We start from the raw sequence: 21,856 nt of genomic DNA, 5'->3' as shown, positions 1-21,856 counted from the left end.
GGCGTGCGCACATGGGCATGAGCGTGACCATCTCTGCGGCGACCGAGCAGGACGCGGAGCAGATCTTCAGACTGCAGTACCTGTGCTTCCAGACGGAGGCGGCGCTGTACGGGAACTACCGCATCGACCCGCTCGTCCAAACCCTCGACTCGGTCCGCGAGGAGGTCACCCGCGACTGCGTCTTCGTGGCCCGGCTCGGCGAGGAGGTCGTGGGCTCGGTCCGCGGCTCGGTCACCGAGGACGGCGCCGCCGGGATCGGCAAGCTCTGCGTCCATCCCCGGCTCCAGGGGCACGGCATCGGCGCCCGCCTGCTCCGGGCGGCCGAGACGGCCCTCGCCGACCAGCACGGCGCCACCCGCTTCCGCCTCCACACCGGCCACCGCAGCGAGGGCAACCTCCGCCTCTACCGCAAGGTCGGCTACGAGACGGTGGGCACGTCCCAGGGCTCCGACGGCGTACCGATGATCGTCCTGGAGAAGCCGGCCGGGGCCTACGCGGCGACGGCTTGACACTCAGGGGCGCGGGGAGCTGCGCGATCAATCCCGCACTCGCCGACGCCCCTCAGTCGCTGTCCCCCTGCCGCGCACGCGACGTCCGCAGCCAGTAGATCGCCGACACCGGCAACAGAATGGGGATGAACACGTACCCCAACCCGAAGTCCGACCACACGGTCGCGTCCGGGAAGGCCGACGGCTCGATCAACGTCCAGGTCCCCACCGTCAGTACACCCACCAACTCGGCCACACAGCACGCCAACGCGGCCTTTCGCGCCTTCTCCCCGCCCCGCACCAGCGAGTACGTGATGAACCCGTACACCAGCCCCGCCACCGCCGACAGCGAGTACGCCAGCGGTGCCCGGTCGAACTCCGTCGCGATCTGATACGCGGACCGCGACACCGCGCCCACGACCATCACGCCGTACAGCCACACCAGCAGCGTGCCCGGCCCGCTGATCAGTCGCCGACGGCTCACCTCAGCCTCCCCAGATGTCATGGAGACGCACCTCCAGCACCGCCAGCACCACACCGCCGGCGGCCACCGTCACCGAACCCCACCGCGTCCGCTCGGCCAGCGACAGGAATCCGGCCGCCGGGACACAGGCGAACGCCCCCAGCAGATACGCCACGAAGATCGTCGTCCCCTGCTCCGGCTCCTCGCCCCGCGCCAGCAGCACGATCCCGACCACCAACTGGACCAGCGACAGCAGTGTGACCACGGCCATCCCGATGAAGTGCCAGTCCTTCGTCGGCTGGTCACGGTAGGCGGCCCAGCCGCACCAGGCGGCGAGCAGCAGCGCGGCGACGCCGATCACCAGCGTCAGGGCATCAAGCATGCTGCGACCCTATTACGGCCGAAAAGGCCCGATGCCCGCGGCCCTGGCCTGCACCGTAGGGTCGAGGGCATGACGATCCACGCCCAGGCCCTGCTGTTCGACAACGACGGAACCCTCGTCTCCTCCCTCGCCTCCGTGGACCGCTGCTGGACGCGATGGGCCACGGAGTACGGCATCACGGCCGAGGAGTTCGCCCGGATCGAACTGCACGGCCGGCCGGCCGCCGAGATAGCCGCCGACCTGCTGCCCGCCGAGATCGTCCCGCGGGCCGTCGCCCGCATCGAGGACCTGGAGGTCGACGACGTACCGAACGGCGGTGTGCACCTGTTGCCCGGCACCCGCGGCTTCCTCGACTCCCTGCCCGGCGACCGCTGGGCCGTCGTCACCTCCGCCACCCGGCGCCTCGCCGAGGCCCGGCTCGACGCCGTCGGCATCCTGCCCAAGACGCTCGTCGCGGCCGACGACATCACGCGCGGCAAGCCCGACCCCGAGCCCTACCTCCTCGCCGCCCGCGCCCTCGGCGTCGACCCGGCACACTGCGTCGTCTTCGAGGACGCCCCCGCGGGCCTGGCGTCCGGCCGCGCCGCCGGCATGACCACCGTGGCGTTGACCACAACCCACCAGGCGCACGAACTCCGGGCCGATCTGGTCGTCGAGAACCTGTCGGCCCTGTCCGCACTGGTCACCGACCAGGGCGTGGAGATTTCCCCGCGCGCCTGAACGCTCACGACCTTGTCCACCGCTGTCCAGCATCCGGACAGCGGAGGGTCGGTAAGGACCGTACGCGTGTTTTACTGACGGCATGACCACGACGAGCGACCGCATCCCTGCGACCGAGGCGACCATGACGCCCGGTGCTCGTTGTATGTGTCGAATGTGCGCCTTCTAGAGGGCCCCCGCACCACCCCCTGAGCTCGCGCCCCGAAGCGAGACCGCGGCCTGTCCGCACGCCCTGAGCGCCGCGTGACCCCAAGCCGCCCCGCGCGCCCGTTCTCCCCGGTTCCACTTCCCAGCGAGAACCGTGTCGCGTCTCTGACCGAACGCACCTGTGCCCGGGCACACCCACGCCCGCGCACTCGACAGTGACGGAATCCCAGTGATCACCACCTCGGGCCTGACCAAGGTCTACCGTGCACGCGGCCGCGAGGTCACCGCCCTGGACGGCGTCGACCTGCACGTCCGCGAAGGCGAGGTGTACGGCGTCATCGGCCAGTCCGGCGCCGGCAAGTCCTCGCTCATCCGCTGCGTCAACCTGCTGGAACGCCCCACGGCCGGCACCGTGACCGTGGCCGGGCAGAACCTCACCGCCCTGGCCGGCCGAGGTCCGCGCGCCGGGAGGGAACTGCGGCAGGCGCGCAGCCGCATCGGCATGGTCTTCCAGCACTTCAACCTGCTGTCCTCCCGGACCGTCCAGGACAACGTCGAACTGCCGCTGGAGATCCTCGGCACGGCAGGGCGGGAACGCTCCCGCAAGGCACTGGAGCTGCTCGACCTGGTCGGCCTGGCCGACAAGGCGAAGTCCTACCCGGCCCAGCTCTCCGGCGGCCAGAAGCAGCGGGTCGGCATCGCCCGCGCGCTCGCCGGCGACCCGAAGGTGCTGCTGTCCGACGAGGCCACCAGCGCCCTCGACCCGGAGACCACCCGCTCGATCCTGGCGCTGCTGCGCGACCTCAACCGGCAGCTCGGCCTGACGGTTCTGCTCATCACTCACGAAATGGACGTCGTGAAGTCCGTCTGCGACTCGGCCGCCCTCATGGAGAACGGGCGCATCGTCGAGTCCGGCACGGTCAGCGAGCTTCTCGCGACCCCCGGCTCGGAACTCGCCTCGGCGCTGTTCCCGCTCGGCGGCGAGGCCTCCGGCGAGGACCGCACCGTCGTCGACGTCACCTTCCAGGGCGAGAGCGCCACCCAGCCCGTCATCTCGCAGCTGGCCCGCACCTACAACATCGACATATCGATCCTCGGCGCCGCCATCGACACCGTCGGCGGCCTCCAGGTCGGCCGGATGCGCATCGAACTGCCCGGCCGCTACGAGGACAACGTCGTGCCGATCGGCTTCCTGCGTGAGCGGGGGCTCCAGATCGACGTGGTGGGCCACGAGACCGAACCGGTGAAGGAAGGTGCCAAGTGACCTGGTCCGAGATGCAGCCCCTGCTGGAGCAGGCGTGTTGGGACACGCTCTACATGGTCGGCTGGTCCACGCTCATCGCCGTCGTCGGCGGACTGCCGCTCGGCATCCTGCTGGTCCTCACCGACCGGGGCGGCCTCCTGCAGAACCTCACGGCCAACAAGGTCATCGGGCAGGTCGTGAACATCGCCCGCTCCCTGCCGTTCATCATCCTGATGGTCGCGCTGATGGGCTTCACCCGCTCGATCACCGGGACGACCATCGGCGTCGAGGCAGCCATCGTGCCGCTCGCCGTCGGCGCCATCCCGTTCTTCGCGCGCCTGGTCGAGACGGCCGTCCGCGAAGTGGACCACGGACTCGTCGAGGCCGTGCAGTCCATGGGCGGCAACACCTGGACCATCGTCCGCAGGGTCCTCGTCCCCGAGTCCCTGCCGTCGCTGATCTCCAGCACCACCACCACGATCGTCGCCCTCATCGGCTACTCGGCCATGGCGGGCACCGTCGGCGCCGGCGGCCTCGGCGACATCGCCATCCGCTACGGCTACCAGCGCTTCGAGACCCAGCTGATGTGGGTCACCGTCGCGATCCTCGCCGTCGTCATCTCGGTCATCCAGTTCGCCGGCGACTACGCGGCCCGCTCCCTGCACCTCCGCGGCTCCCACGCGGGCCCCGCCCCCAAACTGCGGCTCCTCAAAGCCGCCTCCTGAACACCCCGTCACCCTCAACGGGGTCGCACCACCCGCAAGGCCATAAGGAAAGGCACTTTTCGTGCGTAACACCGCCAAGATCACCACCGCCGTCCTCGCCGCCGGAGCCCTCACCCTCGGGCTCAGCGCATGCGGCGCCGGCAGCTCCGGCACCGACGGCCCCCTGATCGTCGCCGCCAGCCCCGTCCCGCACGCCGAGATCCTGAACTACGTCAAGGACAACCTCGCCGAGAAGGAAGGGCTCGACCTCCAGGTCAAGGAGTTCACCGACTACGTGACCCCGAACACGGCGACGCAGGACGGCTCGGTCGGCGCCAACTACTTCCAGAACAAGCCGTACCTCGACGACTTCAACAAGAAGAACGGCACCGACATCGTGCCCGTCGTCACGGTCCACCTGGAGCCGCTCGGCCTCTACTCCCACAAGGTCAAGAAGGCCGGCGACCTGAAGAGCGGTGCCACCGTCGCCATCCCCAACGACACGGTCAACGAGGCCCGAGCCCTCAAGCTCCTCGCCGCCGACGGACTCATCACCCTCAAGGCGGGCGTCGGCAACGAGGCGACCCCCTCCGACATCACCAAGAACCCCAAGAACCTCGAGTTCAAGGAGCTGGAGGCGGCCCAGACGCCGCGCTCCCTCGACGACGTGGACGCCGCCGTCGTCAACGGCAACTACGCCATCGAGTCCGACCTCAAGCCCTCCGAGGACGCCCTGATCCTGGAGTCGCCGAAGAGCAACCCCTACGGCAACTTCCTCGCCGTGAAGAAGGGCGACGAGGACGACCCGCGCGTGAAGAAACTCGCGAAGCTCCTCACCTCGCCCGAGGTGAAGAAGTTCATCCAGGACAAGTACGCCGGCTCCGTGCTCGCCTCGTTCTGAGCCGACGCCCGGCACCCGCGCACGGGCCCTTCCTCCATCCACGGGGGGAGGGCCCCGTGATGCGGACCGATGCTTTCATGCTGCATGCTGGGCAGTTCAGCATGCCCAGAAGGTTCACCGAAGGTTACGGAGCGGCGCATGACGAGCACCTTCCCCAACATCTCCATCAGCACGGAGCGGTTGGTGCTGCGTCCCCTCGACGAAGACGACGTCGCCTCCCTGGCCGCGATGATGAACGACGAACAGGTGGCCGCCTGGACCCGTGCTCCCCAGCCCTTCACGGAGGACGGCGCCCGCACCTGGATCACCGACCACGCCCCCGCCGAGCGCACCGGGGGACGCGGAATCGACTTCGCGGTCACCGAGTTCCTCACCCAGCGCCTGGTCGGCGTCATCCAGCTCACCAAGACGAACTGGCGCGTGCGCTCCACCGAGATGTCGTACATCATCGCCCCCTGGGCCCGCGGCGAGGGCTACGCCTCCGAGGCGGCCCTGGCCACCGCCCAGTGGCTCCTGGGGGACCAGAAGTTCGAGCGCATCGAACTGCGCACGGCGGCCGACAACACCGCCTCCCAGCAGGTCGCGCAGAAGATCGGCTGTATCAGCGAGGGCGTGCTGCGCAACGCCTGTATAGCCCGGGCCCGTGCCGAGGACGGCACATGGACCGACGTGCGCACCGACTTCATCGTCTGGAGCCTGCTCCCCGAGGACCTGGAAGGCGTCGGCGAGCAGTTGCGGGACGGCTTCACGTCCTTCGGCGACTGGAACTGACCGGAACCACCCGCAGGACGACGGCGACGACGACGCCGCGGCTCCCTCCGAGGCCTCCACCGGGTACCCTCACGGAGCCCACCCGCGGGCTGCCCCCCACAACGCCACGCAGACGACCTGCGAAAACCCAGGAGGCTGACGACGATGGCCGACCGGGTCACGGTGATCGGCTGGGACGGTTCGCCGCTGACCGCCGCGGCGAGCGCCGCCCTGGGTGCCGCCACGCTCGTGGCCGGTGCCGCCCACCACCTGGCGCTCCCCGAGGTACCCGCCGGCGCCGAGCGCATCCGCCTCGGCAGTGTCGCCCTCGCCGCCCGCCGCATCGCCGGCCACCGCGGCACGGCCGTCGTGCTCGCCGACGGCGACCCCGGCTTCTTCGGCGTCGTACGCACGCTGCGCGCCCCCGAGTTCGGCCTTGAGGTGGAGGTCGTCCCCGCCGTCTCCGCCGTCGCCGCCGCCTTCGCCCGGGCCGGCATGCCCTGGGACGACGCACAGGTGGTCGCCGCACACCCCCGTACGCTGCGACGCGCCGTCAACGTCTGCCGCGCCCACACCAAGGTCGCGGTCCTCACCTCACCCGGCGCCGGCCCCGCCGAACTCGGTCTGCTCCTCGACGGAGTCCACCGCTCCTTCGTCGTCTGCGAGGAACTCGGCACCACCCGCGAGCGCGTCTCCGTCGTCACCTCCGACAAGGCCGCCGACCACACCTGGCGCGACCCCAATGTCGTCATCGTCCTCGGCGGTCCGTCCCGGCCGGACGCGGCGGTGGAGGCAGGCGGCTGGATCTCCGGCCGCGACCCGTCCGCCGGACCGCGCGGCTGGACCCTGCCCGCCGACGCGTACGGCGCGGATCTCGGCGAGGGGGAGACCCACCTGCTGCGCGCCTCCCAACTCGCCCGCCTCGGGCCCCGCGTCGGCGACCTCGTCTGGGACATCGGCTGCCGCAGCGGCGCCTTCGCCGTCGAGGCCGCACGGGCCGGTGCCGCCGTCCTCGCCGTCGACAGCGACCGGTCCGCCTGCGCCCGCACCGACGCCGCCGCCCGCCGCCTCGGCGTCCAGCTCCAGATCGTGCACGGCACCGCCCCGCACATCCTGGAGAACCTCCCCGAACCCGATGTCGTCCGGGTCGGTGGCGGGGGAGCGGCCGTCGTCTCGGCGGTCGCAGACCGACGCCCGCAGCGCATCGTCACGCACGCCGCCACCCGCGACGCCGCCGAACTCATCGGCCGCGACCTCACCGAGCACGGCTACGGCGTCGAGTGCGCCCTGCTGCAGTCCGTCGAACTCGACAGCAAGGCCTGGACGGAGAAGGAGCGGAGCGTCGCGTTCCTGCTCAGCGGCGTGCTGCCGCGGCGCGGCGCCTGACCACGCCGCCGTCCCCGTGATCGGCTTGTCGTACTGCGCGCGGTAGGCTGGCCGATCGCTGCACCGCACAAGGACGCCCGGCGCTTCGTCGGCCAATGTCCGGAAAACGCGCCCGTTTTGGGCTGTGTGTGGTACGGCAGAACCGAAGGGCGCGCAACGTGGCGCAGTCCACAGCGGAACCGTCGCGGATCAAGCTGCCGAGAGGGTGGTACGGCCGCAACAATGCCAGTGAATGGCTTTGTCGCCTTTTCGGGGCGGACCGTTCGTGCCGCTGGGGACGCACGCTCGTTCTTCACTGCGGGGCGGTCGGTGCGCCGTTCCGGGCGAGCAGGTCGTAGGAGCACTAACCGATGGGCGAGGGGTACGCATGACCGACACCGGCCAGGTCCCGGGCGAGGGGCTGCCGGAGAGTGCAGGCATGGTGGAGCAGCCGGGCGTCGCCGCGCCCGGTGCGTACACCTACCTCTCCGAGACCACCGCAGAGGCAGAGGACGAAGACCTGCTGCTGTTGCCCGGTGCCCAGGGCGCCTGGGGCAACGAGGTCCCTCCGCCCGCGCCGGAGCCGGTCCTCGAGGCCGTGCACCAGCCGGGCCCGCACGAGATCTCCGGCCGCGACAGCGGCTCGGTCGACCTCGGCGGCGTCCGTCTGCCCGACCCGCCGCCGATCCCGCCCGTCACCCCGCGCCGGCCCCTGCACCTCGGCCCGCCGCTGCCCGACAGCTCCGCCAGCCCGGTCCGCTCCCTCGCCGACCGCGGCCCCGCGGACGCGCCCGTGCGCCAGCCGGTGCCGTCCGCCGCGGGCCCCGAGTACCTCGACGGCCCCCGCGCTCCCGAGATGCCCGCGCAGCCCGCCGCACCCTGGGGCGTACCGGGCACGCCTCCGGCCCCGGTGAGCGCCGGGGCGGCGCCTGCGGAAACGGTTGTTCCGGCGGCGGAGCCAACGGTGGCGGAGCCGACGGGACCGGCCCAGGCGGTCACGACCAGTGAGATGACGGAGACCAGCCACACGGCACCTCCGGCACCGGCCGAGGCCGGGCAGGTCTCGGTGGGTGACCCCGTCGGTCCGGGCGTCGCCTCTGCCGAGGGCCGGGCAGCTGCGGCTGAGGCCGGTCAGATGGCCGAGCCCGGCCCCGCGGGTGCGGGCGCCGGCCCGGACGGAGCCCCCGTGGCCGCCGCGGAGCAGGTCATGCCCGTACCGGGGGCGGACGCCGTTGGGCCGGGCATGGACGCGGAGGAGCGAGCGGCCGTCGCCCAGGCCGGCACCGTAGCCGCCCCGGCGGTTGCCGTGCCGTCGGCTGCGGAGCCCGGGCACGCCGTGGACGGCTCTGCGCAGGGCGGTGCACCTGCCGGTGTCTCCTCGGAGTTCCCCGTACCGGACGCCGTCGGCGGACAGAGCCCGGTGGCGGTCGCCGAGCAGGCCGCCGCGCCGGCTCCTGCCCCGGAGGCCGGTCAGGTCCCGGAAGCGGTCCCGTTCCCTGAGGCTGCCGCCGCCCCGGAGTTCGCCGTCGTCACTCCGCCCGAGGCCGTCGGTGCGGAGGCCCCCGCCCCGGTACCGGACGCCGCTCACGCCCCCGACGCAGTAGCCCCGGAGGCCGTTGCGCAGGTGCCGGCGGCGGGCGTGGGCGTTGCCCCCGAGGCCGCCGCACCGGGCCCGGCCACGGAAGCCTCCGAGGCCGCCGCACCGGAGCCGGAGGCCACCGCCGCGGAGGCTGCGCCCCAGCCCCCTGCGGCAACTGACGCCACGCCGGTCGCGGTCGCGCAGGAGCCCGAGGCGACGGCTCCGCAACCCGGCACCCCTGGCCCTGAAGCCCCTGGCCAGGGCGCTGCCCCTCCGCCCGCGGAGTCGGTCGGTCAGGAACCGGCCGTTCTGCCCGCGGAGTCCCTCGGTCAGGAACCGGCCGTTCTGCCCGCGGAGTCGGTCGGTCAGGAACCGGCCGCTCCATTCGCCGAGCCGGTCGGCAAGGATGCACTCGCGCCCGTTCCACCCGCCGAACCTGCCGCTGCCGTTGCCCCGGAACCGGCTGCCGAATCCGTCGCCACCCCCGGCCCGGCCCCGGTCGCGGAGACCGTCGCTGCCCCGGTCCCGGCCCCGGTAGCCCAAGGCGCCGAGCCCGCCGGCGCCGCCCCCGCCTCTGACTCCGCTTCGCCGGAGTCGGCCCAGGAGGCGACCGCCCCGGCTCAGCCCTCTCCGGAACCGACCCCCACGGACGCCGTCGCACCCGCTCAAGCACCCGAGGCGCCTTCGGCACCCGGCACCCCTTCGGCACCGCAGACCCCTTCGGTACCCGAGGCCCGCGAGCCCGCAGAGGCCCCCGCGCCCACCGCGCCCGCCGCCGAAGCGCCAGCCCCGGCCCAGGCCCCCGAACCGGTCACAGCCATCTCGGTCGCCGAAGCCGTCGAGCCCGCCGCCGCCCCTCAGGGAACCGCCCCGGGCACCCCGGCACTCGGCGAGGACGTCACCGTCGTACTACCCGCCCCGGCCGCCGAAGAGCAGGCGGGGCAGGCCGGGCCGACCGTGCAGGGCCCGCAGCGGTCCCGGCCGGCGGCGCCCGAGACGCTGGAGTCCCCGGCGGTCGCGGCCACCGTTCCGGCTCCCCGCGACGGCGACGCCGAACTCGCCCAGAGCGCCGACGACCTGGACACCCGGGCCGCCGAGCAGGAAGACATCGCCGACCAGGAACGCCGAGAAGAGAGTGCGGCCGCAGTGGCAGAAGCCCGACAGTCCACCGGCCCCGCGGCCCCCGGCTACGACCCCGCCGAGCGCGAGGCCGTCCTGAAGGTCATGCGCGAACGCCGTGACATCCGCAACGGCTTCCGCAGCGACCCCATCCCGCACGAGGTGCTCCTCCGCGTCCTGGAGGCCGCCCACCACGCGCCCTCCGTCGGCCACTCGCAGCCGTGGGACTTCGTCGTCATCCGCTCCGCCGACACCCGGCGCGCGATGCACGAACTGGCCGTGCGCCAGCGCGACGCCTACGCGAAGTCCCTCCCCAAGGGCCGGGCGAAGCAGTTCAAGGAACTGAAGATCGAGGCCATTCTCGACACGCCGGTGAACATCGTCGTCACCGCCGACCCGACCCGAGGCGGCCGGCACACCCTCGGCCGCCACACCCAGCCCCAGATGGCCCCGTACTCGGCCGCCCTGGCCGTGGAGAACCTGTGGCTCGCCGCCCGTGCCGAAGGCCTCGGCGTCGGCTGGGTCAGCTTCTTCGACGAGCGCGAGATGGTCCGCGCCCTCGGTCTGCCCGAGCACCTGGAGATCATCGCCTACCTGTGCGTCGGCTACGTCGACGAGTTCCCGGACGAGCCCGAGCTGTTGCAGGCCGGCTGGTCCAAGCGCCGCCCGCTGTCCTGGGTCGTGCACGAAGAGACATACGGCCGCCGTGCCCTGCCCGGAGAGGAACCCCACGACCTGCTCGCCGAGACCGTCGCGCAGATCCGCCCGCTGGACGCCAAGGCGCTCGGCGAGGCGTGGGAGCGCCAGAAGCGTATGACCAAGCCGGCCGGTGCGCTGGGCATGCTGGAGATCATCTCCGCGCAGCTGTCCGGCCTGTCCCGCCAGTGCCCGCCGCCCATCCCGGAGCCCGCGGCCGTCGCGATCTTCGCGGGCGACCACGGAGTCCACGCCCAGGGCGTCACCCCCTGGCCGCAGGAGGTCACGGCCCAGATGGTGGCCAACTTCCTCGGCGGCGGTGCCGTATGCAACGCCTTCGCCACCCAGGTCGGTGCCGAGGTCTGCATCGTGGACGTGGGCGTCGCCGCCGACCTCCCGGCCACCCCGGGCCTGCTGCCCCGCAAGATCCGGGCCGGCACGTCCGACATGACGACCGGCCCCTCGATGAGCCGCGAGGAGGCCAGGCAGGCCATCGAGATCGGCATCGAGACCGCCCGCGACCTGGTCGCCGCCGGCAACAAGGCCCTGCTGACCGGTGAGATGGGCATCGCGAACACCACCGCGTCCGCCGCCCTGATCTCCGTCTTCACGGGTGCGGACCCGGCCGAGGTCACGGGCCGGGGCACCGGCATCAACGACGAGACCCTCGCCCGCAAGACCGAGGTCGTGCGCCGCGCCCTGGAGCTCCACCAGCCGGACCCGGCCGACCCGATCGGCGTGCTCGCCGCGATCGGCGGTTTCGAGCACGCCGCAATCGTCGGCCTCCTCCTCGGCGGCGCCTCCCTGCGTACGCCGGTGATCCTGGACGGCGTCAGCGCCGGCGCCGCCGCCCTGGTCGCCCGGGCGATCGCCCCCGAGGTCCTGGCCGCGTGCATCGCGGGCCACCGAAGCGCCGAGCCGGGCCATGTCGCCGCCCTCAACAAGCTGGGCCTGCGTCCCCTGGTCGATCTCGACCTCCGCCTCGGCGAGGGCACCGGCGCCCTGCTCGCCCTGCCGCTGGTCCAGAGCACGGCCAGGGCGATGCACGAGGTGGCGACGTTCGATTCGGCCGGAGTGACCGAGAAGTAGGGCTCCCGCAGCCCGACGTGGACCCGTGAGCGGTCGTTCCTGGACGGAGCGCCCGCCCACGGCCCACGCGCCGACAGACGGGCCGGGCGCCCGGCCACTGGACCACCGTGCCGCCTCGGTGGACGAACGGGGTGCCGGCCACTGGGCCGCCCTCGCCGCGTCGGCGGCCGGGCGGGGCGCCCAGCCACTGGACCACTCGCGCCGCCCTCCCTCCTGCCCACTAAAATCCGCACGTCAGGGCATCGAACACCGCCGCAAACAGGAGCCGCACCTCATGGCCGAACACCCCGCCTACCCTGTAGGCCTCCGCCTCACCGGCCGTCGCGTGGTCGTCCTCGGCGGCGGCCAGGTCGCCCAGCGCCGCCTGCCGGCATTGATCGCGGCGGGCGCGGACGTCCTCCTGGTGTCCCCGGAGGCCACCCCCTCGGTCGAGGCCATGGCGGACGCCGGCGAGATCACCTGGCACCGGCGCCCGTACCAGGAGGGCGACCTCGCGGACGCCTGGTACGCCCTCATCGCCACCAGCGACCCCGCTGCCAACTCGGCCGCCTCCGCGGAAGCCGAGCGCCACCGGGTCTGGTGCGTCCGCTCCGACGACGCCGACCGGGCCACCGCCTGGACCCCGGCCACCGGTCACAGCGAGGGCGTCACGGTCGCGGTCCTCACCACCGACGCCAAGGGGCGCGACCCCCGCCACACCGCCGCCATCCGGGACGCGGTCGTCGAGGGTCTGCGTGACGGCACGCTGGTCGCCCCGCACCACCGCACCCGCACCCCCGGCGTCGCCCTGGTCGGCGGCGGCCCCGGTGACCCGGACCTGATCACCGTGCGCGGCCGCCGCCTGCTCGCCGAGGCCGACGTGGTCATCACCGACCACCTCGGCCCGCGCGACCTGCTCGCCGAACTGTCCCCGGGCGTCGAGGTGATCGACGCGGCGAAACTGCCCTTCGGCAGGTTCATGGCCCAGGAGGCGATCAACGACGCCCTCATCGAGCACGCGCGCAAGGGCAGGTCGGTCGTCCGGCTCAAGGGCGGCGACCCCTTCGTCTACGGGCGCGGCATGGAGGAGGTCCAGGCGCTGGCCGAGGCCGGCATCCCGTGCACGGTCGTGCCCGGAATCTCCAGCTCCATCTCGGTCCCGGGCGCCGCCGGCATCCCGGTGACCCACCGGGGCGTCGCCCACGAGTTCACCGTGGTCAGCGGCCACATCGCCCCCGACGACGAGCGATCCCTGGTCGACTGGCCGTCCTTGGCCAAGCTGACCGGCACGCTGGTGATCCTCATGGGCGTCAGCACGATCGGCAAGGTCGCCGAGACGCTCATCGCCCACGGCAAGTCCCCGGACGCACCCGTCGCCCTGGTCCAGGAGGGCACGACGGCCGGCCAGCGCCGCGTCGACGCCACGCTCGCGACGGTCGCCGAGACCGTGCGGACCGAGGACGTGAAGCCCCCGGCGGTCATCGTCATCGGCGAGGTCGTGAAGGTCGGCCCCGCGGCCCCCGCGCCCCGGAAGTAACCCCGGGTAACACAACCGTACCGAGCCGTTGGCACCACACCCAGGACAAGGCAGTATCACCCTGTGGCCGATCTCATCACCGTCGAGGATCCCGACGACCCGCGTCTGCGCGACTACACCGGCCTGACCGACGTGGAGCTGCGCCGCAAGCGCGAACCCGCCGAGGGCCTGTTCATCGCCGAGGGCGAGAAGGTCATCAGAAGGGCCAAGGAAGCGGGCTACGAGATGCGGTCCATGCTGCTCTCGGCCAAGTGGGTCGACGTCATGCGCGACGTCATCGACGAACTCCCCGCCCCGGTCTACGCCGTCAGCCCGGAGCTCGCCGAGCAGGTCACCGGCTACCACGTGCACCGCGGCGCGCTCGCCTCCATGCAGCGCCGACCTCTGCCCACCGCGGCCGGTCTCCTCCAGACGGCCCGTCGCGTCGTCATCATGGAGTCGGTCAACGACCACACCAACATCGGCGCCATCTTCCGCTCGGCCGCAGCCCTCGGCATGGACGCCGTCCTGCTCTCCCCGGACTGCGCCGATCCCCTCTACCGACGCAGCGTGAAGGTCTCCATGGGAGCGGTCTTCTCCGTCCCGTACGCCCGCCTGGACACCTGGCCCAAGGGCCTGGAGTCGGTCCGCGAGGCGGGCTTCACCCTCCTCGCCCTCACCCCCGACGAGAAGGCCCGGCCCCTCGACGAGGCCGCCCCCCACACCATGGACCGCGTCGCCCTCATGCTCGGCGCGGAGGGCGACGGCCTGTCCACCCAGGCCCTGGTCGCCGCCGACGAATGGGTCCGCATCCCCATGTCCCACGGTGTCGACTCCCTCAACGTCGGCGCGGCGGCGGCAGTCGCCTTCTACGCCGTGGCCACCGGCCGGCCCCAGGTCTAGGGGCAGCACGTGGAGCAGCGCGAAGCCGTCGTGGCCGTACTCCTGCGCGGTGAGCGCCTGCTCGCGATCCGGCGCGGCCCCGGGGTCGCCCGCCCCGGCTACTGGCAACCGCTCAGCGGCAAGGTCGAGCCGGGCGAGACCCAGGAGGAGGCGGTCGTCCGGGAGGTCCGCGAGGAAGTGGGGCTCACCGTCGTACCGGAGGCGAAACTCTGGGAGTCGGAGACCGACGACCATCGCTTCCGGCTCCACTGGTGGACCGCCCGCGCAGACACGGGCGAAGTGGTCCCCGACCCGCGCGAGGTCGCCGAGACCCGCTGGGTCACCCCGCGGGAGTTCCTGGCCCTGGACCCGGTCTTCGCCGGCGACCGGGAGTTCTTCGAGCGGATCCTGCCGGAGTTCTGACGCCCCGCCGACCGGCGGGCCGTCGTCGTACGGCTACGGGTCCCGGGGGTGGTCGTCCTGCTGGACGCGCTCCTGCCGTACGACGCCCCCGTCGCCGCCGAGCCCCCGCGCCGGGCCCTGACAACCCTGCACCAGGGCGATACCGACCGCCACCAGCAGCGTCACGACGACGAACACGAACAACCGCTGCCGCAGCAACCGCGGATTGGCGGGCCGCAGCCTGGTCCCCGTGCTCCGGGACGCCGGACGCCCGGTGCCGCTGTGCGGTGCGGGGCGGCTGCCGCTGCCGCTGCCCGACCGCCTCCCGTTGCGCCCGGTGGGCGTCGGTCGCGACCCGGACCGTGACGAGGTGCCGCCGCGCGAGGCGCCGGGACCCCGCATCGGAGTCCTGCCGCGGTTTCCGCCGCCTGTCGACCGGTTCCCGTCACCGGCCGCCCGGGCTCCGCCCCGCGCACCGGTACCGCTCTGGGAGGCCGGGCCGTCCGGAGACGGCTGACCGTCCCGGGAGGGAGCCGGCCCCCGCGGCGGGGGAGTACCCCGGCCCCGCTGGGCCCCGGACGTCCCGGCGCCCTGCTGCCCCTGCGGACGCCGGGTGCGCTCCGGGTAGGTGTCGGCGAGCCGTTCGGTCTCGGCACCGCGGGGCGCGGGCGGCCGGACACCGGCGAGGTCCTGCGACTCCCGGGCCGCGATCTCCTTGAGCCGCAACGACAGTTGGAGCGTGCTGGGCCGGTCCTCGGGGTCCTTCGCCAGACACGCCCGGACGAGCGGGGCCAGCGCGTCGGGCACGCCGTGCAGCTGGGGCTCCTCGTGCACCACGCGGTAGAGCATCACTTCGGAACTGCCGTGCCCGAAGGGCGAGTCACCCATCGAGGAGTACGCGAGCGTGGCACCGAGCGAGAACACGTCCGTGGCCGGTGTGACGGTCGCCCCGCGCACCTGCTCCGGCGCGAGGAAGCCGGGGGAGCCGACCGCCGTGCCGACGTGGGTGAGCGTCGAGGCACCGGTCGCCCAGGCGATGCCGAAGTCGATGATCCGCGGCCCCTTGGGGGACAGCAGGATGTTGGACGGCTTCAGGTCCCGGTGCACCACCCCGGCCTCGTGCACCGCGACCAGGCCCTCGGACAGGGCGGCGCCGATGGCCGCGACATCGGCGGCGCCGAGCGGTCCCTCGGCCGCGACCTTGTCGTGCAGGGACGGGCCGGGCACGTACTGCGTGGCGAACCAGGGGCGGTCCGCGTCGAGGTCGGCGGCCACCAGCCGGGCCGTGCAACCGCCGCGGATCCGCCGGGCCGCCGAGACCTCACGGGCGAACCGGGAGCGGAACTCCTGGTCCTCCGCCAGGTCGGGGCGGATGACCTTGAGTGCGACCCGCTGCCCCTTCTTGTCGGAGCCCAGGTACACCACGCCCATCCCGCCCGCGCCGAGCCGTCTGTGAAGCCTGAACGAGCCGACGACGCGCGGGTCCTCGCGCCTCAGGCGCATCATCGCCATGTTCATCCCCGCTGCCCGGTCCTGTGACGAGCCACAGCTTACGTTTCCACGGCCGCCCGCGCGCAGAGGCCGCGCCCTCTCAGGGTGATGGATTGTCAGTGGTGGGTGGGAGACTTGAAAGGTGGTCAGGGAGGGTGCGAAGAGGCGGACTTCGCGCTGCGAGTGATCCCAACCACCCGTCGCAGAAGGGGGATTGGTCCTGTGAAGGGTGATCGCGTGGAGATAGTCGTGGACGCGGGGGACACGACGCGCACGTATGAGGTGGTGGCGAGCAGGGCGGGCCGCAGGGTGGAGACGGCGGTACGCCGAGGTGTCGTGGAAGTGAGCGAAGTCACCCGTAGCGGTACGGTCGTACGTACCGCCCGTTTCATGGCGAATCGGGTGCTGGCCCTGGTGGAACAGCCGGTCCCTCGGGAGCAGAGCTCGGACAAAGAGGGGTGATCCGGCCGCCCCGTCGGGGAAGACCCTGAGACCCGCGTCCCCGTCTCCACCCAGGGGAGTACATCGCAGGTGGCGGCTCATCCTCCGGGAGGCCCGGCAATCGGTACGAGGGCATGACGCCCCGGAAGGGCCGGACACCTAGATTTGAGGTCAAGCGGCGGGTGCAGCACTCGTCCCCCGAGGTCAGACGCCCGCCGCTGCCAAACGACAACTGAGAACGGTCAGGAGAGGGACCATGGCCCAGACGGCTCCGCGGACACTGCTCCGCGAGGAGGGACGCAAGGTGTACGCCGCCGCGTTCCGCCCCCGCCGCCAGGGTCGTCGCCACCCGGTGGTGGCGACTCTGATGGCCCTTCCCCTGGCGGCCCTGCTCCTCCTCGTCTTCGACGGGTGGGAGACAGTGGCCACACAGGCGTCGTCCGTGGGCGAGATGCTGGGGCGCTGAGCGGCGACCCCAGGCCCGGAAGAGCGGTCCGGGCGGGGACATCCCGACCATGAAACCCCGTGGGGACGGGGGTGCGGCGGACGGCAAAAAATGCCGGCGCAGCTGGGGAGCTGCGCCGGCATTGCTTTTGCCCCCACCGCCGAGCACCTGGAACGAACCCGTCCCCTCCGGCCGGGTTCCGTCTGCGCGTACGCTCACCCCGGTGAACTCCGCCTCCGGCCCGCTCCTGGCCGGCCTCACCGCCACGGCCCGAGCCGCCGCCCACGCCCGCTCACCGGCCTGCCCCTGCGGCGCGGCCACGCTCGCGGACCGCCCGGACGGCACCGTCGTACGCCATGCGGACACCGTCGCGAAGGCCCACCCCCTGGACACGACTCCCGCCGAGCTCACGAGCCGTCTCGCCCTCGCCGCCCACCACCCCGACATCCTGCTGCCTCCACTGGACCCCGCTCCGGTGGTACTGCACGGCCGACTGGTGACGTTCTGGCCGTACGGCACCCCCGTGGATCCCGGCGACCCGGACGCCGCGCCCTGGGAAGCCGCCGCCGCACTCCTCGCCCGCCTCCACCGCGTCCCGGCTCCGAAGAACCTGCCCGTCATGCGTGGCCCCGCCAAAGCGGCCAGGGCCATCGCCCGGCTCCGTGAGGCCGGCCCGCACCCGGCGGCAGCGCCCGTGCTGCGCGCCTGGGCCACCCTCCCGCCCTGGGCCCGGGCCGAGGTACCGATGCCGCACACCGGCACGCTCTGCCACGGCGACCTCCACCTCGGCCAGCTCGTACGACACCCCGCCGCCGATGGGCCCTGGCTGCTGATAGACGTGGACGACCTCGGCGTCGGCACCCCCGTCTGGGACCTCGCCCGTCCCGCCGCCTGGTACGCCTGCGGCCTGCTCCCGCCCGGTGAATGGGTCCGCTTCCTCACCGCCTATCGGGAGGCCGGCGGCCCGGCCGTCCCCGCCGAGGGCGACCCCTGGCCCGCCCTCGATGTCCCCGCGCGTGCCCTCACCGCGCAGACCGCGGCCCGGGCCGTCGCCAAGGCGGTCGCGGCCGGCCGTCCACTGGACGAGGTGGAGCGGTCGGTCGTGGACGCCTGTGACCGAATGGCTGCCGTCCCGCCCCAGTTGGTGCAGGGGCACGCGAAGTAGGGTGCAACCGAGCACAGCGGGACGCAGTCTGTCCTGGTGAGACGCGAAGCAGGACCGACCGGCGAGGAGTTGAACGACCATGCAGTGTCCGAAGTGCCGTGCGCCGATGCACACGTACAACCGCAACGGTGTCCAGATCGAGCAGTGCAGCGGGTGTCGCGGGATCTTTCTCGACTACGGCGAACTGGAGTCGCTGACCCGCCTGGAGGCCCAGTGGTCCCAGAGCGCCCCGCCGCCCCCGGCCACCCCGCAGGCCTACCCCGCCCCGCCTGCCCCGCAGGCCTACCCAGCCGCTCCGGCCCCGCAGGCCTATCCCGCCCCGGCGGCCCCCGCCTGGGGCGCCCCGCACGGCGGTCATGGACATCACGGCCACCACGGACACCACCGCAACAAGAGCTTCGGCCACATGCTGTTCTCGTCCTGAGCCGTGACACGACAGGAGCCCCCGGCCGCGAACGGCCGGGGGCTCCTTGTGATGTGGACGATACTGGGATTGAACCAGTGACCTCTTCCGTGTCAGGGAAGCGCTCTCCCGCTGAGCTAATCGTCCGCGGGACCATGACCACCAACTGCAGCGGATCATGGGCACTGCGTGCGCGATACTGGGATTGAACCAGTGACCTCTTCCGTGTCAGGGAAGCGCTCTCCCGCTGAGCTAATCGCGCGGGTCGGGATCTCGGGAGATCCAGTGGACGATACTGGGATTGAACCAGTGACCTCTTCCGTGTCAGGGAAGCGCTCTCCCGCTGAGCTAATCGTCCTTGGAGGTGGAGACGGGATTTGAACCCGTGTAGACGGCTTTGCAGGCCGTTGCCTCGCCTCTCGGCCACTCCACCAGGAGTGTAGGGGGCCGGGAAGCCCCCTCTTCCTCGAGCGGACGACGAGGTTCGAACTCGCGACCTCAACCTTGGCAAGGTTGCGCTCTACCAACTGAGCTACGTCCGCCTGTCGGTTCGGTCCGCCCTCGCGGCCCGGCGACGTGTTGAACTCTAGCGGATTCCGGTGCCAGTACAAAAACGCGTTTGTGCAGCGTGCTGCGCTTCCCCTGCTCAGGTAGGTCACAGCGCCACCCCACCGGACATCCGCCGGTCGCCCGCGAGACCCCCGCCATAGACTCGACTGCGTGCTCGACCTCCCTCCTCTCGCCCGCTTCGGCGACCGCGTCGCCACCGGGCTCCTCGACGTCACCGACGATCCCGAGGCCCTGGAGTCCAGCGGCTTCTGGGCCGTCTGCGCGGACTTCGAGGGCCGTCTGACCTGCGCACGCTTCGCGGAGGTCCGGACGGCGGACGGGCCGGCTCCCGTGCCCGGCGCATGGCGCGGGCCGGCCGCCGGTGACTGGACGTCCTCGCTCGACCGCGCCGCGTACACGGCCGCCGTACGGCGGATCCGCGACCACATCGCGGCCGGCGAGGTCTACCAGGCGAACCTGTGCCGGGTGCTGTCCGCGCCCGTCCCGCCCGGCGCCGACGTGGATGCCCTCACCGCGCTGCTGGCCCGCGGCAACCCGGCGCCCTACGCAGGAACGATCCGCCTGCCCGGGCACGGCGTCGAGATCGCCACCGCGTCCCCCGAACTGTTCCTGCGGCGCGACGGCCGGGTCGTCGAGTCCGGGCCGATCAAGGGCACCGGCCGTACCGAGGCGGACCTGCTGGAGAAGGACTTCGCCGAGAACGTGATGATCGTGGACCTGGTCCGCAACGACATCGGACGGGTGTGCGCCACGGGCAGTGTGACGGTGCCCGACCTGTGTGCCGTCGAGAAGCACCCCGGGCTGGTCCATCTCGTCTCGACGGTCCGCGGCGAGCTGGCGGACGGGGCCGGCTGGGCCCAGCTGCTCGGCGCCGCCTTCCCGCCCGGCTCGGTCACGGGCGCGCCCAAGTCCAGCGCCCTGCGGATCATCGACGCGCTGGAGACGGCGCCCAGAGGGCCCTACTGCGGCGGGATCGGCTGGGTCGATGCCGACCGGGGAACCGCAGAGCTGGCCGTCGGTATCCGCACCTTCTGGATCGACCGGGCGGACGGCGTGCTGCGCTTCGGCACCGGCGCCGGCATCACCTGGGGCTCCGATCCCGAGGGGGAGTGGCGGGAGACCGAACTCAAGGCGGCCCGGCTGCTCGCGATAGCGTCGGGAACGTACGAAGTGAGTTGAGAGGACCTGACGTGAAGATCTGGCTCGACGGCGGGCTGCAGGACACCGAGTCCGCCCGCGTCTCCGTCTTCGACCACGGGCTGACCGTGGGCGACGGCATCTTCGAGACGGTCAAGGCCGTGGACGGCCGGCCTTTCGCGCTCACCCGGCACCTCGACCGGCTGACCCGGTCCGCGCGCGGCCTCGGCCTGCCGGATCCGGACCACGACGAGGTGCGCCGCGCCTGCGCCGCCGTCCTCGAAGCCAACCCCGCGCCGCTCGGCCGCCTCCGCATCACCTACACCGGCGGCCACGGCCCCCTCGGATCCGACCGCGGCGAGCACGGCCCCACCCTCGTCGTCGCCCTCGGCGAGACGACCCGCCGTCCCGACTCCACCGCCGTGATCACGGTCCCCTGGACCCGCAACGAGCGCGGCGCGCTCACCGGCCTCAAGACCACCTCGTACGCCGAGAACGTCGTCGCCCTCGCCCGAGCGCGCGAACGGGGCGCGTCCGAGGCACTGTTCGGCAACACGGTGGGGCAGCTGTGCGAGGGCACCGGGTCGAACGTCTTCGTCGTCCTCGACGGCGAGATCCACACCCCGCCGCTCGCCTCGGGCTGCCTCGCGGGCATCACGCGGGCGCTGACGGCCGAATGGACCGGCGCCGAGGAGACCGATCTGCCACTCGACGTGCTGGAGCGGGCCGACGAGGTCTTCCTGACGTCCACCCTGCGGGACGTGCAGGCCGTGCACCGGGTCGACGGCCGTGAGCTGCCCGGCGCGCCGGGCCCGGTGACCGCCAAGGCCATGCGGATCTTCGAGGAGCGCGCCGGGCACGACCTCGACCCCTGACAGCCCCGGCGAATTTCGGCTGAACGGGACCCCGGTTGCGGGTAGAACACCCCTGATGACCACGACCCTGCGGCCGAACGAGCCGCTTCAGCAGAACGCCGACGGGACGCGCTCACGCCGCTACCGGGTATGCGTGAACAGCCGTCCCGTGGGCGCGATACACCTCGACACGCATCCCGTGTTCGGCACCGCGGTGGCCCGGATCACGAAGCTGCACATCGATGAGGCGGACCGCAGACGGGGCCGGGGCACGGTCGCCGCGCTCGCCGCCGAGGAGGTGGCGCGCGGCTGGGGGTGCCGTCGCATCGAGGCGGTGGTCCCCGCCGCGTCCGAGGCGGGACTCCGGCTCGCCACGGCGCTCGGCTACGTCGTCCGCAACCGCGGCTTGGAGAAGCAGCTCGGCGACACCCCGCCGGAGCTGCCGGAGGGCAGCCGCGCCCGGCCCATGACCGAGGCGGAGTTCGGTCCCTGGCTGGAGAAGGGCAAGGAGCACTACGCGCGCAGCTGGATGGACCGGGGGGTCCCGGAGGCCGAGGCCCGGGTCAAGTCGGAGCGCGACCACGCGACCCTGCTGCCCGACGGCCTCGCCACCCCGGGCATGCTCATCAGCGTCGTCGAACACCTGGGGACGCCCGTGGGAACGCTGTGGCTCGCGGTGCGCGAGAGCAGCGCCTTCGTCTTCGACGTGGAGACCGAAGCCGCCCACCGCGGGAAGGGCCACGGCCGCACCCTGATGCTGCTGGCCGAGGCCCAGACCATCGCCGAGGGCAGGCGGACCCTCGGCCTCAACGTCTTCGCGGGCAACACCCCGGCCGAGCGGCTCTACGCCTCACTCGGCTACGAGACCGAGCGGTACGCCCTGTACAAACCGTTGCTGTAGCGGCCCGGGATCCGAAGGCCGGGT

Annotated in this window: 21 protein-coding genes and 5 tRNA genes; 18 read left to right on the top strand and 8 right to left on the bottom strand. The window is 72.6% G+C overall.

The features are described from left to right. Positions 1 to 11: 11 nt before the first annotated feature. Positions 12 to 509, top strand: a complete 498-nt coding sequence (locus ACFY9S_RS30105) for a GNAT family N-acetyltransferase (protein ID WP_102907716.1) — start codon at positions 12 to 14, stop codon at positions 507 to 509. 52 nt (positions 510 to 561) lie between these two features. Here the strand turns inward: ACFY9S_RS30105 and ACFY9S_RS30100 are convergent, their stop codons facing one another. Together ACFY9S_RS30100 and ACFY9S_RS30095 are read right to left on the bottom strand one after the other, a co-directional pair. Next, positions 562 to 993: a hypothetical protein gene (locus ACFY9S_RS30100; protein ID WP_391134324.1), complete on the bottom strand. Its 432-nt coding sequence runs from the start codon at positions 991 to 993 to the stop codon at positions 562 to 564. After that, entirely contained in the window at positions 974 to 1,333 is a 360-nt protein-coding gene (locus tag ACFY9S_RS30095) for a hypothetical protein (protein ID WP_391134321.1), read from the bottom strand. Before ACFY9S_RS30095 ends, ACFY9S_RS30100 begins: the two co-directional genes overlap by 20 nt. 69 nt (positions 1,334 to 1,402) lie before the next feature. On the opposite strand from ACFY9S_RS30095, the gene ACFY9S_RS30090 reads away from it, so the two are divergent. The 10 genes from ACFY9S_RS30090 (at position 1,403) to ACFY9S_RS30045 (ending at position 14,446) form a co-directional block, all read left to right on the top strand. Continuing rightward, entirely contained in the window at positions 1,403 to 2,053 is a 651-nt protein-coding gene (locus ACFY9S_RS30090; RefSeq protein ID WP_391134318.1) for an HAD-IA family hydrolase, read from the top strand. Positions 2,054 to 2,429: 376 nt separating this feature from the next. After that, positions 2,430 to 3,464, top strand: coding sequence for an ATP-binding cassette domain-containing protein (locus ACFY9S_RS30085; RefSeq protein ID WP_391134315.1), 1,035 nt, complete (start codon positions 2,430 to 2,432; stop codon positions 3,462 to 3,464). Then, positions 3,461 to 4,168 carry a methionine ABC transporter permease MetI gene (locus ACFY9S_RS30080; RefSeq protein WP_391134312.1) on the top strand — a complete coding sequence of 236 codons (708 nt, stop codon included), beginning with the start codon at positions 3,461 to 3,463 and terminating at the stop codon, positions 4,166 to 4,168. The genes ACFY9S_RS30085 and ACFY9S_RS30080 overlap by 4 nt, the downstream gene beginning before the upstream one ends. A 61-nt stretch (positions 4,169 to 4,229) precedes the next feature. Then, positions 4,230 to 5,048, top strand: a complete 819-nt coding sequence (locus ACFY9S_RS30075; RefSeq protein ID WP_391134309.1) for a MetQ/NlpA family ABC transporter substrate-binding protein — start codon at positions 4,230 to 4,232, stop codon at positions 5,046 to 5,048. 138 nt (positions 5,049 to 5,186) lie between these two features. Beyond that, entirely contained in the window at positions 5,187 to 5,819 is a 633-nt protein-coding gene (locus ACFY9S_RS30070) for a GNAT family N-acetyltransferase (RefSeq protein WP_102907723.1), read from the top strand. 144 nt (positions 5,820 to 5,963) lie between these two features. Then, complete coding sequence (gene cbiE / locus ACFY9S_RS30065) at positions 5,964 to 7,184, top strand: precorrin-6y C5,15-methyltransferase (decarboxylating) subunit CbiE (protein WP_391134306.1); 1,221 nt, start codon at positions 5,964 to 5,966, stop codon at positions 7,182 to 7,184. Between the two features lie 367 nt (positions 7,185 to 7,551). Continuing rightward, on the top strand, positions 7,552 to 11,646 hold the full coding sequence (gene cobT / locus ACFY9S_RS30060) for a nicotinate-nucleotide--dimethylbenzimidazole phosphoribosyltransferase (protein WP_391134303.1): 4,095 nt from the start codon (positions 7,552 to 7,554) through the stop codon (positions 11,644 to 11,646). Between the two features lie 274 nt (positions 11,647 to 11,920). Beyond that, positions 11,921 to 13,162, top strand: a complete 1,242-nt coding sequence (gene cobA / locus ACFY9S_RS30055) for a uroporphyrinogen-III C-methyltransferase (protein ID WP_391134300.1) — start codon at positions 11,921 to 11,923, stop codon at positions 13,160 to 13,162. 63 nt (positions 13,163 to 13,225) lie between these two features. After that, complete coding sequence (locus tag ACFY9S_RS30050; protein ID WP_391134298.1) at positions 13,226 to 14,044, top strand: TrmH family RNA methyltransferase; 819 nt, start codon at positions 13,226 to 13,228, stop codon at positions 14,042 to 14,044. A 9-nt stretch (positions 14,045 to 14,053) separates the two neighbouring features. Further along, positions 14,054 to 14,446 (top strand): NUDIX domain-containing protein, encoded by a 393-nt coding sequence (locus tag ACFY9S_RS30045; RefSeq protein ID WP_391134295.1) that lies wholly within the window; start codon positions 14,054 to 14,056, stop codon positions 14,444 to 14,446. Between the two features lie 33 nt (positions 14,447 to 14,479). Here the strand turns inward: ACFY9S_RS30045 and ACFY9S_RS30040 are convergent, their stop codons facing one another. Beyond that, on the bottom strand, positions 14,480 to 15,943 hold the full coding sequence (locus ACFY9S_RS30040; RefSeq protein WP_391134292.1) for a protein kinase: 1,464 nt from the start codon (positions 15,941 to 15,943) through the stop codon (positions 14,480 to 14,482). Between the two features lie 195 nt (positions 15,944 to 16,138). On the opposite strand from ACFY9S_RS30040, the gene ACFY9S_RS30035 reads away from it, so the two are divergent. From ACFY9S_RS30035 to ACFY9S_RS30020, 4 genes are all read left to right on the top strand, one after another. Then, a complete protein-coding gene (locus tag ACFY9S_RS30035) occupies positions 16,139 to 16,378 on the top strand; it encodes a hypothetical protein (RefSeq protein ID WP_391134289.1) in 240 nt (79 codons plus the stop codon). 235 nt (positions 16,379 to 16,613) lie between these two features. Beyond that, positions 16,614 to 16,823 carry a hypothetical protein gene (locus ACFY9S_RS30030; RefSeq protein WP_391134286.1) on the top strand — a complete coding sequence of 70 codons (210 nt, stop codon included), beginning with the start codon at positions 16,614 to 16,616 and terminating at the stop codon, positions 16,821 to 16,823. Between the two features lie 202 nt (positions 16,824 to 17,025). Next, positions 17,026 to 17,967: a phosphotransferase gene (locus ACFY9S_RS30025; protein ID WP_391134283.1), complete on the top strand. Its 942-nt coding sequence runs from the start codon at positions 17,026 to 17,028 to the stop codon at positions 17,965 to 17,967. A 79-nt stretch (positions 17,968 to 18,046) separates the two neighbouring features. Beyond that, positions 18,047 to 18,391: a zf-TFIIB domain-containing protein gene (locus ACFY9S_RS30020; protein ID WP_391134280.1), complete on the top strand. Its 345-nt coding sequence runs from the start codon at positions 18,047 to 18,049 to the stop codon at positions 18,389 to 18,391. Positions 18,392 to 18,445: 54 nt separating this feature from the next. Here the strand turns inward: ACFY9S_RS30020 and ACFY9S_RS30015 are convergent. The 5 genes from ACFY9S_RS30015 to ACFY9S_RS29995 all read right to left on the bottom strand — a co-directional run bounded on the left by ACFY9S_RS30015 (position 18,446) and on the right by ACFY9S_RS29995 (position 18,912). Further along, a tRNA-Val gene (locus tag ACFY9S_RS30015) sits at positions 18,446 to 18,517 on the bottom strand. Positions 18,518 to 18,560: 43 nt separating this feature from the next. After that, a tRNA-Val gene (locus ACFY9S_RS30010) sits at positions 18,561 to 18,632 on the bottom strand. Positions 18,633 to 18,656: 24 nt separating this feature from the next. Continuing rightward, positions 18,657 to 18,728, bottom strand: a tRNA-Val gene (locus ACFY9S_RS30005). A gap of 1 nt (position 18,729) precedes the next feature. After that, a tRNA-Cys gene (locus ACFY9S_RS30000) sits at positions 18,730 to 18,803 on the bottom strand. A 36-nt stretch (positions 18,804 to 18,839) separates the two neighbouring features. Further along, positions 18,840 to 18,912, bottom strand: a tRNA-Gly gene (locus ACFY9S_RS29995). Positions 18,913 to 19,090: 178 nt separating this feature from the next. Between ACFY9S_RS29995 and ACFY9S_RS29990 the strand changes: the two genes are divergently transcribed. Genes ACFY9S_RS29990 through ACFY9S_RS29980 form a run of 3 tightly spaced genes read left to right on the top strand, consistent with a single transcriptional unit; the run spans position 19,091 to position 21,832 of the window. Beyond that, positions 19,091 to 20,119 carry a chorismate-binding protein gene (locus ACFY9S_RS29990; RefSeq protein ID WP_391134276.1) on the top strand — a complete coding sequence of 343 codons (1,029 nt, stop codon included), beginning with the start codon at positions 19,091 to 19,093 and terminating at the stop codon, positions 20,117 to 20,119. Positions 20,120 to 20,130: 11 nt separating this feature from the next. Beyond that, positions 20,131 to 20,952 carry an aminotransferase class IV gene (locus ACFY9S_RS29985; RefSeq protein WP_102912853.1) on the top strand — a complete coding sequence of 274 codons (822 nt, stop codon included), beginning with the start codon at positions 20,131 to 20,133 and terminating at the stop codon, positions 20,950 to 20,952. 55 nt (positions 20,953 to 21,007) lie between these two features. Continuing rightward, positions 21,008 to 21,832 carry a GNAT family N-acetyltransferase gene (locus tag ACFY9S_RS29980; protein ID WP_391134272.1) on the top strand — a complete coding sequence of 275 codons (825 nt, stop codon included), beginning with the start codon at positions 21,008 to 21,010 and terminating at the stop codon, positions 21,830 to 21,832. Positions 21,833 to 21,856: the final 24 nt, after the last annotated feature.

The sequence above is a fragment of the Streptomyces sp. NPDC012474 genome, from assembly GCF_042955185.1.
GTDB lineage: Bacteria > Actinomycetota > Actinomycetes > Streptomycetales > Streptomycetaceae > Streptomyces > Streptomyces cahuitamycinicus.
This window is presented reverse-complemented; position numbering and strand designations above follow the sequence as displayed.

Coding starts and splice junctions, on each gene's coding strand:
- ACFY9S_RS30105 (WP_102907716.1), top strand. CDS start 12: ATGGGCATGAGCGTGACCATCTCTGCGGCGACCGAGCAGGACGCGGAG.
- ACFY9S_RS30100 (WP_391134324.1), bottom strand. CDS start 993: ATGACATCTGGGGAGGCTGAGGTGAGCCGTCGGCGACTGATCAGCGGG.
- ACFY9S_RS30095 (WP_391134321.1), bottom strand. CDS start 1,333: ATGCTTGATGCCCTGACGCTGGTGATCGGCGTCGCCGCGCTGCTGCTC.
- ACFY9S_RS30090 (WP_391134318.1), top strand. CDS start 1,403: ATGACGATCCACGCCCAGGCCCTGCTGTTCGACAACGACGGAACCCTC.
- ACFY9S_RS30070 (WP_102907723.1), top strand. CDS start 5,187: ATGACGAGCACCTTCCCCAACATCTCCATCAGCACGGAGCGGTTGGTG.
- cbiE (WP_391134306.1), top strand. CDS start 5,964: ATGGCCGACCGGGTCACGGTGATCGGCTGGGACGGTTCGCCGCTGACC.
- cobT (WP_391134303.1), top strand. CDS start 7,552: ATGACCGACACCGGCCAGGTCCCGGGCGAGGGGCTGCCGGAGAGTGCA.
- cobA (WP_391134300.1), top strand. CDS start 11,921: ATGGCCGAACACCCCGCCTACCCTGTAGGCCTCCGCCTCACCGGCCGT.
- ACFY9S_RS30040 (WP_391134292.1), bottom strand. CDS start 15,943: ATGAACATGGCGATGATGCGCCTGAGGCGCGAGGACCCGCGCGTCGTC.
- ACFY9S_RS30030 (WP_391134286.1), top strand. CDS start 16,614: ATGGCCCAGACGGCTCCGCGGACACTGCTCCGCGAGGAGGGACGCAAG.
- ACFY9S_RS30020 (WP_391134280.1), top strand. CDS start 18,047: ATGCAGTGTCCGAAGTGCCGTGCGCCGATGCACACGTACAACCGCAAC.
- ACFY9S_RS29980 (WP_391134272.1), top strand. CDS start 21,008: ATGACCACGACCCTGCGGCCGAACGAGCCGCTTCAGCAGAACGCCGAC.